We start from the raw sequence: 15,981 nt of genomic DNA, 5'->3' as shown, positions 1-15,981 counted from the left end.
TAATTTTGCAGTTCACCCTGTGAATAAACATTTTATGAAATTTACCCCGGAAAAATACGCCATTCCCGATGCACCGATGCAACCCTTCATCGATACAGGCGAGATCTGGGATTTCCTCAACAAAACAATCTCCACACCCGTCAAGGTGAAAGAAGTGGTTGAAAAATCACTGGCAAAAAGCAGGCTGAATCTCGAAGAAGTGGCCATACTTATCAATGCTACCGATCCGGGGTCGGTACAACTCATTAAGGAGGGAGCCAAGGAACTTAAGAAAAAAATTTACGGGAACCGAATCGTGCTGTTCGCACCTCTTTATGTGGGCAATAAGTGCTCCAACAATTGTGCTTACTGCGGATTTAAGGCTTCTAACAGGGATGCCGTTCGTAAAACGCTCTCAGACAAAGAACTGGTAAAAGAGATAGAAGTACTGGAAGATAATGGACAAAAGCGATTGATTCTCGTTTACGGCGAACATGCGCAATACAGCCCTGAATTCATTGCCCAAACTGTAAAAATAGCATACAGCGTGAAGAAAGGCAACGGCGAAATCCGCCGTGTAAACATTAACGCGGCCCCACTAGACATAGAAGGGTTCCGTACGGTGAAAGAAGCCGGTATCGGCACCTATCAGGTGTTTCAGGAAACCTATCACCGCGAAGCATACAAGACCTATCATTTACGCGGTAAAAAGGCTGATTTCGACTACCGCCTGACTTCACTCGACCGGGCGTTGGAAGCCGGACTGGACGATGTGGGGATAGGTGCACTTTTCGGATTGTACGACTGGAGGTTCGAGGTGATGGGGCTGGTTCGCCACACCAATCATCTGGAGGCATGCTACAACGTAGGGCCACACACCATTTCGTTCCCCCGGATCAAAGACGCATCAATGCTTGATTTGGGCGATGAATATTTCGTGTCGGACGAAGATTTTACCCGGTTGGTAGCTATACTCCGGTTGGCTGTTCCATACACGGGAATGATTCTTACAGCCCGCGAACCCGCGGAGCTTCGTAACCAACTGATTCAGTTCGGGGTATCGCAAATCGACGGTGGAACAAAAATTGAATTGGGCAGTTACGCTGAAAAGGAGCAAAACCATGATCTCAAAAAAGGGCAATTCCGTATAAACGACGACCGATCACTCAACGAAATCATCGACGAGTTGCTTCAGCAGGATATGCTACCGTCCTTCTGTACGGCCTGCTACCGTCTGGGACGTACGGGTGAACACTTTATGGAGTTCTCCGTTCCTGGCTTCATCAAACGGTTCTGCACTCCCAACGCAATACTCACGCTGGCCGAATACCTGATGGACTATGCACCGGAGCACACCGCAGAAAAGGGATGGGACGTGATTGAAAAAAACATTCACGAACTCAACGAAAATGTACAACATCAGGTACGTGAAAGAATAGAAAAAATAAAACGGGGAGAACGGGATTTGTATTTTTAATTGGGGAAATGACCAATTCCAGACCACATATCGGCATTTTTGGCCGCCGGAACACCGGTAAAAGCTCACTGATCAACCTGCTCACGGGGCAGGAGACCGCTATAATATCCGACATACCCGGCACGACGACCGACCCGGTAAAGAAATCGGTCGAGATTCTTGGAATCGGCCCAGTAGTATTGGTGGATACCGCCGGAATTGATGATGCGGGTGAATTGGGAAGAAAGCGCATCGACAAATCACTCGATGCGATAAAGAAAGTGGACTGCGCCGTGTTACTGATTGCGGGAAATCAGTTTGGACAGTACGAACTGGAGCTTATTCGGCACTTTGGGAAATTCGGTATCCCCTACCTCATCCTTCACAACAAAAGCGACCTGTCAAAAATTGCTGCCCTCACAAAAACCGCAATAAAACACCACAGCGATGCCACGGTTCTCGATTTCAGTGCAAAAGATCCGGGAGATTCGGAGAAAATAATTGATGCACTAAAGAAAATAATACCCGGGGAAAGCCAACAACACAGAACGCTTATAGGCGATCTGGTAAAACCGAAGGACACAGTATTGTTCATAACTCCCATTGACAGCGAAGCTCCCGAAGGACGACTGATCCTGCCGCAAAACCAGGCCATACGCGATGCTCTGGATAACCATTGCATTACAGTAGTGGTAAAAGAGACCGAGTTGGACGATTTTCTGAAGCTAGGTATACCTCCAGCGCTTGTTGTTACCGACAGTCAGGCCTTTGGCTATGTGGCAACACGCATTCCCGAAAACGTTCCGTTAACAAGCTTCAGCATCCTGTTTGCCCGACAAAAAGGCGATTTCAATGACTACCTGCAAGGCACTCCTCACCTGTCTAAACTAAAAGACGGGGATAATATCCTTATGTTGGAAAGCTGCACTCATCAAACCAACTGCGACGATATCGGACGGGTGAAGATACCGCAACTCCTCCGGAACTTCACCGGTAAAAACCTATCGTTCACCGTTGTAGGCGGATTGTCGGAGATTGCACCCATCGATTATTCTCTCGTCATCCAATGTGGGGGATGCATGGTTACACGCAAACAACTGATAAACCGGATAAAACCGTTCACGGAAAAGGACATTCCAGTCACCAATTACGGAATGGTCCTCGCGTATGTAAACGGTATTTTTGAACGGGCAACGAGAATGTTTTTATGATTCCAACCCTATTGCATAAACAGAAACTTCTCCAAGAAGATTTAGTCCGCCTACTCTGCACCGAGGGTGAGGAAAAGCAACTTTTGTTTGATTATGCCGCTAAAATCAAACAAGAGAACGTGGGCAACACCGTTTATCTGCGCGGGCTGATCGAATTTTCCAACATTTGCGAAAAGAATTGTTATTATTGCGGTATCCGCCGGGATAACACGCACACACATCGGTACTGTTTGTCCTGCGATGAGGCATTGGAAGCTATCCGGTTTGCCTACGAAAACGGATTGGGATCCGTCGCCATCCAAAGCGGAGAACTCACGTCGGATACATTTACCCGAAAGATCGACTCCTTACTGAAAGAAGCCATGCGTATTACCAACCGGGAAATCGGCATTACCCTCTCTTGCGGCGAACAGCCTGAAGAGGTCTATCGCCGGTGGTTTGAGAGCGGAGCCAGCCGCTATTTGCTCCGTATCGAATCCTCCTCCGGAGAACTTTACCGTAAAATACATCCCGACGATGATACACACCGTTTTGACAAACGCCTGAATGCCCTGGAATCGCTAAAAAAAATAGGTTACCAAACAGGAACAGGCGTCATGATCGGCCTACCGTTTCAGACTGTCGAAGACCTGGCAAACGATTTGTTGTTTATGAAGCAATTCGACATCGATATGTGTGGTATGGGCCCCTACATCGAACATGCACAGACTCCACTCTACAAAAACAAGAGTGAACTGCTTTCGCTGCGGGAACGATTCAATTTAAGCCTTAAAATGGTAGCCCTCCTGCGTATCCTCATGCCCGATATCAACATCGCCGCGACCACCGCCTTGCAATCCATTGAAAAGGAAGGCCGCGAAAAAGCCATCCTCATCGGCGCTAATGTACTGATGCCCAACATCACTCCGAAACAGTACCGGGATGATTATTCCCTTTATCAGAACAAGCCCGTCTCGCAACAGAGTAACGAGGAGAACCTGCTTTTTCTCGAACAACAGCTTAAAAGCATAGGCCACGAGATTGGCTATTTCAGGCAGGGAAATTCCAAGCATTACAAAACGCATCAGATCTCCTCAAACCGTGCCGTAAAGAACCTCAACTGCCTGGGTTCATAAACAAAACGAAGCCCCTTGATTTTTTCCTTGTGTTTATACAGGTTGATAACCGCATCGGCCACCACATCCATGTGACGATAGGTATACACACGGCGTGGAATGGTTAACCGAACCGTTTCCAACTTGGGCGCATGGTTTTTGCCCGTGTTTTTATCGCGTCCGGCAGAAACGATGCCTCGCTCCATGCTTCGAACGCCCGATTCTACGTAGAGGTTTGCCGCCAGGCTTTGCGCCGGGAATTGATCTTGCGTGAGGTGCGGGCAGAAACGGTGCGCATCCAGGAAAACGGCGTGGCCCCCAACAGGCTCTATAATAGGAATTCCGGCCGCTTTGAGTTTATCACCCAAATAACGGACCTGCTTGATGCGGTGCTCTATATATTCAACTTGCGTAGATTCCTGCAATCCGATAGCCATGGCTTCCATATCGCGTCCGGCCATTCCGCCGTATGAAGGCATTCCCTCGTAAACCACCACCAGTTCTTTTGCAGCGGCAAACAGGTCCTCATCGTTCATGCACAAAAAACCGCCGATATTCACCAGACAGTCCTTCTTTCCGCTCATGGTGCAACCATCGGCATAACTAAACATTTCGCGGACGATTTCCTGGATCGATTTACCGGCAAAGCCCTCTTCCCGTTCTTTGATGAAATAGGCATTCTCCACGCATCGGGTGGCATCGTAAAACACGTTAATCTTGTATTTATCGGCCAGTTGCCTCACCTCCCGCATGTTTTTCATGGAAACAGGCTGCCCGCCCGCCAGATTCACGGTAACGGCGAGGCAGACATAGGCAATGTTCTCAGCCCCTTTTTCGTCGATAAGTTTTTGCAGTTTGTTCAGGTCGATGTCTCCTTTAAACGGAATGTCCAATCCGGCGTCGTGCGCCTCATCGCGGATGATATCGACAAAAATTCCGCCGTTGCGCTCCTGGTGATAACGCGTGGTGGTGAAATACATGTTTCCGGGCACGAATTGCCCGGGTTTAATGGCAATTTGCGAAAGCAGGTTCTCAGCCCCGCGCCCCTGATGCGTAGGCACCAGGTGTTTGAATCCGAAAATTTCCTGCACGACTTGTTCCAGATGATGAAAGTTCTTGCTTCCGGCATAGGCTTCGTCGCCCATCATCATACCGGCCCACTGCCTGTCGCTCATGGCATTGGTTCCGCTATCGGTCAGTAAATCAATATACACATCTTCGGAGTTGATCAGGAAAGTGTTGTATCCGGCTTCCTGGATAACTTTTTCCCGCTCTTCACGGGAGATCATTTTAACGGTTTCCACCGTTTTTATGCGGAAAGGCTCCGCAGGATAGTCGTTTAAATTCATAATAGTGGTATTAATGTGTATTGGCATTATACCCCAAAATTATGACAAAAAGACGAAATAACAAAAGAATTTAAGTGTATCTTTTAAAAATAACTAACAAATAGAAATAATCGAGTTTCTAAATGACAAAAGAAATGTAAAAATTAAAACTCCTAATAACCAACAAAATGACGACTTTCAGTTCAAAGAATTAATAATGCGCGTTTTCTATTTTCGACCGATGGCAAACCAATACATTTTGTTTACTGCCGTGCCAGTTATGAAAACCGTTTCCCTGGCAATCCTTGAAACGCCTGCAATCTTTGCATTGACCCACGCGCATCCAGTTCCTGTCGCGAAAAGAGTTGAAACGTTGTTCCCATACGTCGTTGAAATTATCGGTGTAAATGTTTCCCTGTGAAAAAGAGCGATCGATATTGGGACAAGCCGATATGGAGCCGTCAATGAGGATAGAGCCGATATTGATACCCGCCCTGCAGAAATAGAAACTCTCCCGGACTTTCCATTCGTATTTCCCCACAAATCCTTCGCAACTGAACTTCACATCGATATCGTCCTCATTCTCCCTCAACTCCCGAATAAAATCCATCAAATAAACAAATTCCTCATCCGAGAGCGACAACTCCTCGTTTTGGACCGCCCGTCCTATCGGAATAATGGTAAATAGCCGCCATGCCTTCACCTTGTGGCTTTTAAGAAACTCCTTGATTAGGGAAAGTTCCGAAATATTTTTTTTGTTGACACACGTGACCACATCGAAGTTTAACCGGAGCGAACGGACTGCCAGGTCGATTGCCGCGACCGCCCTGTCGAAACTTCGCGGATTGTTTCGCAACCAGTTGTGTGACTCCGGCAACCCGTCCAAGCTGATGGTAAGCGCTCCCAAACCGGCGTTGAGTAACGAATTATGTACCGCTTCATCGTAAAAATACCCGTTAGAAACCATGGACCAGCGCATTCCGCGCCGGCGGATTTCACGTCCGCACGCAGGCAGATCTTTTCTCAGTAACGGTTCACCGCCGGTAACGACAACCATCAGGTTTTTTGCAGGGTTTTTAATGGTGTCAAGAGCTTTCAGAAAATCTTCCATCGGCATATCCCGATAGTTACTTTGCTTTGAACAATCGCTTCCGCAATGCAAACAATCCAGGTTGCACCGGGTCGTACACTCCCAGAAAAGGTAGCTAAGCTCGTGGCGCCGCGTTTCAACCGCTTTGAACTTCCGGAACAAGGCGCGTTTAACAGACGGAATCATTTCCCGTTTTCCAGTTTAATATCGAGGTAGATTTTATCTTTCACGATAGAGACGAGGCTGTCTTTCCTGATAAATGTTCCGTTGTCGACTCCATCCACATCTTCGAAACTGATTTGAAGCTGATCCGATTTGACGGTGTAAAAAGAAAACATCCCCTTGTCGTCGGTCACCGTATGTTGCAATGAGGCCGCCGAAACTTTGATGCCTTTAATGGGTTCGCCGGTTGTTTTGGAAACTACTTTACCTTCTACAAACACATCCAAGCCAAAATCCTGCGGCGTACCGTAACAAGCCTGAAATATAAAAAGCGCTGTTGTAAAACTCAATCCGCCCACAATGTTTCTTATCCAATTTTGCCTCATAATGCTATTTTTTAGGTTATCAAATTTGAGACTGACCTCTTTTATTCAGATGCAGTTTTAAGAAAAACGCTGCGCCAGACAAGGTTAAATTTTATTAATTGCTCAACGTCCAAGCAAATCGGGACGCAACCGTTTTGTACGTTCATGCGCCTGTTCCAGCCGCCATTCTGCAATTTTACGTTCGTGCCCCGAAAGAAGCACATCGGGTACACGCCAGCCCTTGTATTCCGCGGGACGGGTATAAACGGGGGGTGCCAGCAAATTGTCCTGAAACGAATCGGAGAGTGCCGACTGCTCATCACCAATAGCCCCGGGGATTACCCGGACAACGGCATCGGCAATCATGGCTGCGGCGAGTTCCCCTCCGGTAAGCACAAAATCGCCGATGGATATTTCACGGGTTACCAGGTGTTCCCGTACCCGGTAATCCACACCCTTGTAGTGCCCGCAAAGTATGATAAGGTTCTCCAGAAGCGACAATTCGTTGGCGGTTTTTTGCGAAAACTGTTCGCCATCGGGCGTAGTGAAAATCACCTCATCGTAATCGCGCTGCGATTTCAGGTGACTGATACAGCGGTCTATCGGTTCGATTTGCAACACCATCCCCGCTTCGCCTCCAAAAGGGTAATCGTCCACACGACGGTGCTTGTCGAGCGTGTAATCACGCAGGTTGTGCAGGCCGAACTGCACCAGTCCTTTATCTTGCGCCCGCTTTAGAATGGAACAATTAAGCGCTCCTTCTATCATTTCCGGCAAAACAGTAATTATATCGATTCGCATAGGGTTATGGGTTAAGAGCCTGTACCGGTTCCTTCCTGTGAACTACCGCCCTGCAAAACGTCCTCGTTGGTAATGGTGCGCTGAACTTTCCTTACCGAAGATTTCAAGTCTCCGAAACGGTACGTCAGGCTCAGGCGGAAAGTGCGCATCGGGTTTTGAAAATTCATTTTCTGAACGAATCCTTCACCCGTTGTTGTCAGCTTGAAATCGCGGTACTTGTGAAAGGGAGTGGTTGTATTAAGGGAAACATCCAGCTTTTTGTTAAAGAAACTTTTCATGGCGCTGAACGAATAAAAATAAAAGGCCGATTGGGTGGTTTGCAGTTGTATGTTGCTCGTAAATATTCCTCCGTTTGCACTCAGCCTCACGTCTTTGGGCAATGTGAATGTTATCCCTCCGAAACCGCGACCCGAAAATCCGCTGTTCCTTACCCCGGCATTCTCCGTGCTTTGAATATCGGTATAACTGAGGGAGCCGTTCACGTTCATCCGGATAACCGGTGTGGGCGTCCAACTAAGATATCCATCAAGCCCTATTGATTGATTTCTCCCGATATTATCGTAGGTATTGTGAGTTACCCCTTCTCGGCCTTGATATTCATCTATAAATATTCTTGATGTGATGGCGTTTTGGGTAAACGAATAGCTAAGCGTGGCGTTGAAGTTCACTTTTTGTGAAAACGAACCGTAATTGATATTAAGATTATGGGTCTGTTCCGCGTCCAAGTTAGGATTTCCGTAACGGATGTTGTTGGGATCAGAATCGTTTATATAGGGATTCAGGTACCAGATACCCGGGCGTGATATCCGCATATTGTAACCCCACCGCAGGGTTTTCGTCATTCCCAACTGATAGGAGAAAGCGGCAGAAGGAACCATATCGAAGAAATCGGAATGCACAACCGTATCGGTTTGCACACTCATAAAATGTATCTTCTGGGCAGTGTTTTCTCCCCGAAGCCCCAGCTTCAAACCGAATTTTCCAGCTTTTAATCCGTATCCGGCATATCCCGATGCAATCCGTTGTTCGTGGTCGAGGTCATTCTTACGGCTTTTATCCTCTTCCCATTGCCCTCCGTCATCCGGATTCAGGAAAGTATTGTCACCCCGGCTGGAGTTATCGCGAAATATATACTTCAATCCCACTTCTATGCTGTGTTTGTCGGTAAGAGGATTCACGTAATCGACTTGTCCAGTGTGCTCTTTACCTCCGGCATTGTTGATGCTCTTCATGCGATAGCCCTTAGGGTAAAAATAATTGACAACCTGACTGTATTCACTTTCGTACTCACTGTCGTTGGGGTTCCTCTCAAAACGGTAGGAAACAGTAAGTAACTCGCCTTTCTTTTTAAAAGTCCGCTGATAATCGGTTGTCAGTGTAAATGACCCGAAATGGTTTATCGAATTATTATTCAACAGGTACGAATAATCCCTCGCGCCTTGAGAAAGGACATCTTGTGATGAATTGGAATGAAATTTCCCCCCAAATTGTCCGACAGAAACGTTAAACAGATTCAGTGTATCAGGCTCGTAGCTAAGCTGCGTATTGTAAAACAGTCCACCTCCGTAGTTTTTGGAAGTTCCGTCCTGTGTCAACTCATTTACCGGACTTGGAGCCATTTCTTCCCGGGTAAGTGATGTTTTTGCCTCCGGCCTGTTGTGGTAAAAATAACTTCCGTTTCCGGTAAGTCCGAACTTGCCGTATTTTAACGACAGATAGGCATTGCCACCATAGCCCCCAAACGTATCGCCGTTGGCTCCAACAGAACCCGAATAGCCTTCGTCTACCCGTTTATCGGTAATGATGTTTATGATTCCACCCACGCCTTCGGCATCGTATCGTGCTCCGGGATCGGTAATCACTTCCACGTCCTTTATACTGTTTGCCGGCATGCTTTTCAACACTTGCGACGGGTTGTTCGAAATCATGTTTGACGGTTTCCCGTTCAGGTATATCTTAAAGCTTGATGAACCTTTCAGCTGGATATTATCTTCACCGTCGACCGTTACCAGGGGTACCTTACGAAGCAAATCCAACACGTTAGAGGTAGATGATTCGGGATCGTCTTTGGCGCTGTAAGTAAGTTTATCGATTTCCACCTTTACCAACGGACGCTGTGCGGTTACACTGATTTCAGACAACTCGGTAGAGCTTTCCGACATTTCAATTTGCCCGAGATTGACCTGCAATTCTCCGTTTTTCACCTCCACGCTGCGGTTGAAATTATTCATCCCTACAAACTGAAACGTGAATATATAGTCTCCGGCCTGCAGCGTAGTGGTGAAATTTCCGCTGTCGTCGGTAGCAAATTTTTTGATGGATTTTTGTGGTACCGCTTTACTGGCAACCGAAACGGTGGCGTAAGGGAGTGGTTGTTTATCATTCGCACTTACCAGTTGTCCTTTCACATTAGTGCCCTCCGCATAGACCACAACGGAAGCTAGCAGGAGAATCAGTGATAATAGAGTTTGTTTCATAAAGGTACTTATTAAAATTTTAGCAAAAGTAGTTAATAAATTCAAGAGGCAACCTATAAAAGCACCCCCGTTACGATAATTTAGTAAAGGTAGTATTCTTTGATGCTTCTTTTTGCATTTTTAAACATTGGACTTGCTCTTACCCTGTTTAGACGCAATATTGTCCGGTTTTCTTACACTAATAGCGTTAAAAAAATTCTTACTTTTGCAATTAAAAACAAAAGTCGTATGCTCAACATTATCCTCATCATACTATCGGGCATTGTCGTGGGATATTTTGCCAGAAAACTCCCGCAAGTGAAGCATGTGGGATCCGTTATAAGCCTGATCATTATGTTGCTGTTGTTTTTCCTGGGCGTTTCGGTAGGTGCAAATGAACAAGTAGTGACAAATTTCAGTACCATCGGCCTTGACGCATTGATCATTAGTTTCGGGGCGACTGTGGGAACTGTTCTCTGTGCCTGGCTGGTGTACTCGACGTTTTTCAGAAGAAAGGGTAAAAATTCATGAAGCAATCCCTTATCTATCTTCTGCTTTTTGCCCTGGGTGTCATTCTTGCTCTTTGGGGACACATCCCCGACGTGTTGCTGAAAGACGATATCTCGAAATGGATTCTTTACGGACTGTTATTTTTTGTTGGGGTACAGATAGGTTCCGGCAAAAACATGTTTACGGCCGTGAAGCGATTCGGGTTCAAGATCGCCCTAGTACCCGTTGCCACCACCGTTGGAACGTTTGCAGGAGCTGCACTAACGAGCCTTTTGCTCCCGGAAAGGAGCTTGATCGATTGCCTGAGTGTAGGGGCTGGATTTGCATACTATTCGCTATCGAGCATCCTCATCTCCGAGTTTCGTGGAGCTGAACTGGGTACGGTAGCCTTGTTGGCTAACATCATGCGTGAGTTTATTGTCCTGGTTTTTACGCCGTGGCTGGTAAAATATTTCGGAAAACTATCCCCTATTTGCGCCGGTGGCGCGACCACCATGGACACAACCTTACCCATGATCACCAAATATTCGGGATCCGACTATGTGGTTGTGGCACTTTTCCACGGAATGGTCATCGATTTTTCCGTACCTTTGTGGGTCAGTTTTTTCCTTACCTTGTAAAAGATAATGAAATCATTTTTTCTAACCATACTCTTTTTCTATGTAACGGCCAACGTATATGCAGCTATCAGGATATACCAGCTTATTCCGGCAAATGCGTGGGTCAGAATTGTCGTAATGGGTATTTTTCTGCTTGGATTTGCCAGCCTGCTTATTTTTTTCCGGTTTGGCGAGGCTATGCCTGTGGGAACTGCCGGCTTCTTCTATCGGTTCGGGACATCATGGATGATCGCCTTCCTGTATGTTTTCATGCTCATTCTCTTTGTCGATTTATTCAGGATCATCAACTGGGTTGCACCTATTGCCGACAAAGAAACTGTTCGTGGCATTTTTCATCACAACGCGCTAACTGCCGTTACAGGTTTGGGGCTTACGGCGTTGATACTTTTGTACGGTAACTGGCAATATCACAACAAAAAACGTTCTCACATAACCATCAAAACCGAAAAAATCGATAAACCGATGAGAATTGTCGGTATCAGCGATTTACACCTGGGATACACCATTTCAAAGAAAGAGCTGAGCAGATGGGTGGAGATGATCAATGCTGAAAATCCAGACATGGTTATTATTGGCGGAGACTTGGTTGACAACCAGTTGCGACCCGTATGGATGCATTCGCTCGACAGGGAATTGCTGAAAATTAAAGCACCCTTGGGAGTCTATGCCTGTACCGGTAATCACGAATACATCTCGGGTATTAAAAACAGTGCAGATTTTTACACCCGGTCGGGAATCACGCTATTGCGTGACTCCGTGCTTCAAACGAATGGGTTAACAATCATCGGACGAGAAGATCATTCCCGGAAGAACCGAAAGACATTGCCGGAACTGATAAAAAACAGTGACAACCGGACTTTTTCTATCCTGCTCAATCATCAGCCTTACTATCTGGATGAGGCAGTGCGGGAAGGAATCGATTTTCAGTTCTCCGGACATACACATCGGGGACAGGTCTTTCCAGCTTCGTTGATAACAGATAAAATTTTCGAACTCTCTCAAGGGTATATTCAAAAGAAGAATACCCATTTCTACGTTTCTTCAGGCTTGGGCATTTGGGGCGGAAAGTTCCGCATTGGCACCCGCTCGGAGTACCTGGTACTGGATTTGGAGAATTAAATTGTTTACTTTTTTATGCGTTCACTTATCGTCGCACTCATTATACATTTCACGCTCAACATCCTTGTTTTCCTGAAGGGTTGGGATGTTTTTAAAACGAAAAAACTCCTCCGAACTTTTTGGATGGTTATTTTCGCCTTCGAACTTTTGGTGTATCTTACGGGATTTGCATTCTACCGCCATCTCCCTCCTGAAATTATCCATCCCATCCGCATGATGGGGACCAGCTGGATGCTTTTCCTGCTATACCTGGGGGGCCTGGTATTGATAGGTGACTTTCTGTACCTGGCGTCCCGGAAAAAACTCACCCGTCCCAAAGAATTATTGAACCAGCCAGCAAAGATGAAACTCACCCTCTTTCTCTCCTCCTTTGCAGTGGTAATACTCACGTTGTCTTATGGCAATTACAAATTTAACCATCCAGAGGTACGACAGGTGGATATACAGGTTGGTAAATCAGCTGGGAAAATGGACTCCGTGAGGATTGCGATGGTTGGCGACTTACATTTGGGATACCTGATCAACCGGGATGACGCACAAAGAATGGTGGATTTAATCATGGAGCAGGAACCCGATTTGATCCTTTTTGTGGGGGATATCCTCGACTCTAGCATCGAACCCGTTCAGGGACAAAGGATGGACGAGGAACTCCGGCGGCTGCAGGCGCCTCTGGGCGTATATTCCTGCACGGGCAACCACGAATACCGTTACGAAGCCGAACGAAAAATACAATGGTTGAACGATGCGGGCATAAAAATGCTGCGCGATTCGGCTGTCCTGATTGACAGCGCTTTTTATGTGGTTGGACGTGAAGATTTTGTGTTCTCCGACCGGTTGCCTTTATCCGAAATTTTGAACCGGCAAAACGTGAATGTATCAAAACCGGTCATCGTCCTGAACCACAGCCCCAACGACCTTGACGAAGAGGTCAATGCCGGAGCCGACATTGCGCTATACGGACACACCCACCACGGACAGGCTTTTCCCGGAAATATTGCCACACGCTTAGTTTTTGAAGTGGCATACGGGTATGCCCGGAAAGGGAACACACATATCTATGTAACCTCGGGACTGGGATTAGCTGGCCCGCAATACCGCATAGGCACGGTTTCGGAAGTAGTGGTATTGAATGTGAAATTTGAGAAGTAAGTTTCAAAACGTAACTTTCAGCGACAAGCCGGCAGAAGTGTTGGCCTGTCCCAGATAGTTGTGCGTATCAATAAAAGGATTCAATTCGACTTTTACAGAACTCAAGTTCCCGCGAAGATCCTGAATATACATATTGTTTACTTTTGCCACCCTTACCGCATCGACAATAGCCCATACATCGAGCGCGATGGTAGCAGCCAACCCGGTAAGCATTATCGCCACACCGGCAGGGTTTGTTTCATACTCCGTGAAAGATCCAAACTGGTTGTAGGTTGTAACTTCATCGTACGACATTAATGCTCCGGCAACAGTAATGCCTGACAGAGCTATTGAACCTCCTAAAAAAGCAAGGCCACGACCTGTTTCCCCACTGAGCATCTGTCCTAATCCCGGAATAAAGAAAGAGGCAAGCCCCATAACCGCGGGATTATTCGGATCTCCGGGTTGTGGCATGTACATTTTATAATCGTATTTTTGTTTGTTGATTTTGTAGGTTTGCGCATGCGCATTAAAAGAAAAGCATCCGAAAAGGATTAATGCTGCAACAATTAATGATTTCATAATATCGATTTTTTTTAAAAATATGCTCTTTATTGTTTTAATCCGCTAAGACGGATAATTGATTTGTATGGATTGGATAATTCTTTCTGCTGCCTGTTCTGCAACTTTATCGTCTCTTCTGCTTAAAACCATCACTTGCCAGTAATTTAAATCTTTCACTATTCCTATATTAATAAAAGCAAGGTGATATCCGTTCTGGGTATACGTTCCCCGCTGGATAAATCCAGGAAAGTTACGGATGGACGTTTCAAATGTTTCCATCTTCTCCAGCATTCTTTTTATATTCTCGGGCAACGGGGGTGGTGTCGAAGATTTCAGCTCCCAGGGTGTTTCAAGAGTTAACTGATAAGTTCCGTAGGTTTTCTTTACCCATTGTTCCGAGAGTACCTTTTCATCGGTTTTTTTGTTGTTCTTAAGTGCAGTGACAGCCGCACTACCAAGCCATGAACCGACAGCCGCAAAAATTGTGGTTATTACTACGATAAGAATTTTCTCCTTCAGAGATCTCGATTTGAGTATCTTGCCTTTCTTTATCGGTATTGCGGGTGGCAATTGATCTTCTGTGAAACAGGCGTTTCGTTTAAAATCTTCAAATGTTCCGCCGGGATTTCTTCGCTACCATTGGGTGAAATTATTGTCGAGCTTCTGTCCGCACGATGTACAGAATACCACATATTCCGATTTCATCTCGTTACGATTGCCGCAGTTGTTGCATTGTAGGTAGTGTATCATGTCGTGTTTCTTCTTTACAAATTTACAAAAATGGTATAACTTTCTCCAGTTGGACCGAGTGTGACCCTTTTAGCAGGACATAATACCCGGCTAAAGGATGTCGTTCCAACTCCTCAATCAATTGTTCCACTCGCTCAAAAACGAACGTATTTTTCATTGTGACGCTCCCAGTTACTCCGTCGGTAAATACTGAACCAACCAGGTAAATTTTATCGAATGACTGCCCGTGCAGATAGTCCAACATTTTCCTGTGTTCAACTTCGGCTATAGGTCCCAATTCTTTCATCTCACCCAAAATGACCGCCTTAGGTAAATCGGATTTGATTTTTGAGAAAAATTCAAGCATGGCTTTCATGCTTGTGGGGTTAGCATTGTAAGCATCAATAATAAGGTCGTTGTGCTGAGTACGTTCAAATTGCGAACGGTTGTTTTTAGGCTCGTAAGCTTCGAGGGCGCTACTGATAAGCTCGGCATTGATGCCAAAATATTTACCTATGGCTGCAGCAGCCAGGGCATTATCGAGGTTATACTCTCCCACGAGATGAGTTTTCACACGGTGAGGGTGTTCAAAAAAATTCCAATCGAAATGCAAGAATGGTGTTTCAGCCGACAATGTACCCGACACAAACAAGCCAGGGTTATCACGTCCGTACAAAATCCTGTCCATTCCTTCCGATTTTTCGCTCAACGTTGAATTATCTTTGTTCACAAACACCTTGCCTTCGTGTTCACGGATAAAATCGTAAAGTTCGCATTTGGTCCTGATTACATTTTCCAACGACCCGAATCCTTCAATGTGGGCTTTTCCGATGTTGGTGATCAATCCGATATTGGGTTCGGCGATCTCACATAATTCACGGATTTCGCCTGGATGATTGGCACCCATTTCTATGACACCAATTTCGTGCGACTTATTTATCGACAATAATGTGAGAGGCACACCGATGTGGTTATTGAAGTTTCCCTGGGTAAAAGCAACCTTAAACTCCTTGGAAAGGATGGTGGCAATCAACTCCTTCGTGGTCGTCTTTCCGTTTGTGCCCGTAATACCCACAATGGTTATCTTTAGCTTCTTCCGGTGAAAATTGGCCAACTTTTGCAAAGTTTCCAGTACATTTTCCACCACAATTACGCGAGGGTTTTCTGGTTTGTCATTTTCCCACTCATCTACAACGGCGTAAGCACAGCCTTTTTCAATGGCACTTTCGGCAAATTGGTTGCCGTTAAAGCGCTCACCTTTGAGTGCAAAGAAAATAGAATCGTGCGGACAAACCCGGGAATCGGTAGTAACTACCGGATGTTTTTTATAGATTTCGTATAATGCGGAAATTTCCATAATGTTCCTTCT

15 protein-coding genes are annotated in these 15,981 nt (G+C 46.0%); 7 read left to right on the top strand and 8 right to left on the bottom strand.

Features of this window, described 5'->3' with window-relative positions; translation table 11 throughout:
- Positions 1–34: 34 nt before the first annotated feature.
- The 3 genes from hydG to hydE are packed head-to-tail and all read left to right on the top strand — an operon-like array spanning position 35 to position 3,761.
- Positions 35–1,456 (top strand): [FeFe] hydrogenase H-cluster radical SAM maturase HydG, encoded by a 1,422-nt coding sequence (hydG, locus tag AACM02_RS05350; RefSeq protein WP_339116294.1) that lies wholly within the window; start codon positions 35–37, stop codon positions 1,454–1,456.
- Positions 1,457–1,464: 8 nt separating this feature from the next.
- The gene (gene hydF / locus AACM02_RS05345; protein WP_339116293.1) at positions 1,465–2,646 is read left to right on the top strand and encodes a [FeFe] hydrogenase H-cluster maturation GTPase HydF; all 1,182 of its coding nucleotides are present in this window, start codon (positions 1,465–1,467) and stop codon (positions 2,644–2,646) included.
- The gene (gene hydE / locus AACM02_RS05340) at positions 2,643–3,761 is read left to right on the top strand and encodes a [FeFe] hydrogenase H-cluster radical SAM maturase HydE (RefSeq protein ID WP_339116292.1); all 1,119 of its coding nucleotides are present in this window, start codon (positions 2,643–2,645) and stop codon (positions 3,759–3,761) included. The genes hydF and hydE overlap by 4 nt, the downstream gene beginning before the upstream one ends.
- Here hydE and AACM02_RS05335 read toward each other — a convergent pair.
- The 5 genes from AACM02_RS05335 to AACM02_RS05315 all read right to left on the bottom strand — a co-directional run bounded on the left by AACM02_RS05335 (position 3,710) and on the right by AACM02_RS05315 (position 9,963).
- On the bottom strand, positions 3,710–5,089 hold the full coding sequence (locus tag AACM02_RS05335) for a tyrosine phenol-lyase (RefSeq protein ID WP_339116291.1): 1,380 nt from the start codon (positions 5,087–5,089) through the stop codon (positions 3,710–3,712). The genes hydE and AACM02_RS05335 overlap by 52 nt on opposite strands.
- A gap of 190 nt (positions 5,090–5,279) precedes the next feature.
- Complete coding sequence (locus AACM02_RS05330) at positions 5,280–6,344, bottom strand: TIGR04133 family radical SAM/SPASM protein (RefSeq protein ID WP_339116290.1); 1,065 nt, start codon at positions 6,342–6,344, stop codon at positions 5,280–5,282.
- Positions 6,341–6,706, bottom strand: coding sequence for a carboxypeptidase-like regulatory domain-containing protein (locus AACM02_RS05325; protein ID WP_339116289.1), 366 nt, complete (start codon positions 6,704–6,706; stop codon positions 6,341–6,343). Before AACM02_RS05325 ends, AACM02_RS05330 begins: the two co-directional genes overlap by 4 nt.
- 102 nt (positions 6,707–6,808) lie before the next feature.
- Positions 6,809–7,486: a tRNA (guanosine(37)-N1)-methyltransferase TrmD gene (trmD, locus tag AACM02_RS05320; RefSeq protein WP_214063483.1), complete on the bottom strand. Its 678-nt coding sequence runs from the start codon at positions 7,484–7,486 to the stop codon at positions 6,809–6,811.
- 11 nt (positions 7,487–7,497) lie between these two features.
- Positions 7,498–9,963, bottom strand: a complete 2,466-nt coding sequence (locus AACM02_RS05315) for a TonB-dependent receptor domain-containing protein (protein ID WP_339116288.1) — start codon at positions 9,961–9,963, stop codon at positions 7,498–7,500.
- Positions 9,964–10,191: 228 nt separating this feature from the next.
- Between AACM02_RS05315 and AACM02_RS05310 the strand changes: the two genes are divergently transcribed.
- The 4 genes from AACM02_RS05310 to AACM02_RS05295 are packed head-to-tail and all read left to right on the top strand — an operon-like array spanning position 10,192 to position 13,340.
- The gene (locus AACM02_RS05310) at positions 10,192–10,473 is read left to right on the top strand and encodes a LysO family transporter (RefSeq protein ID WP_214063068.1); all 282 of its coding nucleotides are present in this window, start codon (positions 10,192–10,194) and stop codon (positions 10,471–10,473) included.
- The gene (locus AACM02_RS05305; RefSeq protein WP_339116287.1) at positions 10,470–11,072 is read left to right on the top strand and encodes a lysine exporter LysO family protein; all 603 of its coding nucleotides are present in this window, start codon (positions 10,470–10,472) and stop codon (positions 11,070–11,072) included. Before AACM02_RS05310 ends, AACM02_RS05305 begins: the two co-directional genes overlap by 4 nt.
- Before the next feature lie 6 nt (positions 11,073–11,078).
- The gene (locus AACM02_RS05300) at positions 11,079–12,191 is read left to right on the top strand and encodes a metallophosphoesterase (RefSeq protein ID WP_339116286.1); all 1,113 of its coding nucleotides are present in this window, start codon (positions 11,079–11,081) and stop codon (positions 12,189–12,191) included.
- Positions 12,192–12,206: 15 nt separating this feature from the next.
- Positions 12,207–13,340 carry a metallophosphoesterase gene (locus AACM02_RS05295; protein WP_332456488.1) on the top strand — a complete coding sequence of 378 codons (1,134 nt, stop codon included), beginning with the start codon at positions 12,207–12,209 and terminating at the stop codon, positions 13,338–13,340.
- Between the two features lie 3 nt (positions 13,341–13,343).
- Here AACM02_RS05295 and AACM02_RS05290 read toward each other — a convergent pair whose 3' ends face one another.
- The 3 genes from AACM02_RS05290 to murF form a co-directional block, all read right to left on the bottom strand.
- Positions 13,344–13,901 (bottom strand): hypothetical protein, encoded by a 558-nt coding sequence (locus AACM02_RS05290; RefSeq protein ID WP_214062696.1) that lies wholly within the window; start codon positions 13,899–13,901, stop codon positions 13,344–13,346.
- Positions 13,902–13,946: 45 nt separating this feature from the next.
- A complete protein-coding gene (locus AACM02_RS05285; RefSeq protein ID WP_339116285.1) occupies positions 13,947–14,453 on the bottom strand; it encodes a hypothetical protein in 507 nt (168 codons plus the stop codon).
- Between the two features lie 202 nt (positions 14,454–14,655).
- Positions 14,656–15,969 carry a UDP-N-acetylmuramoyl-tripeptide--D-alanyl-D-alanine ligase gene (murF, locus tag AACM02_RS05280; protein WP_339116284.1) on the bottom strand — a complete coding sequence of 438 codons (1,314 nt, stop codon included), beginning with the start codon at positions 15,967–15,969 and terminating at the stop codon, positions 14,656–14,658.
- Positions 15,970–15,981 lie beyond the last annotated feature (12 nt).

The organism is Petrimonas sp. (genome assembly GCF_963921705.1).
Classification (GTDB): domain Bacteria; phylum Bacteroidota; class Bacteroidia; order Bacteroidales; family Dysgonomonadaceae; genus Petrimonas; species Petrimonas sulfuriphila.
The sequence above is the reverse complement of the archived record's forward strand: the minus strand, read 5'-3'. Positions and strand labels throughout refer to the sequence as shown.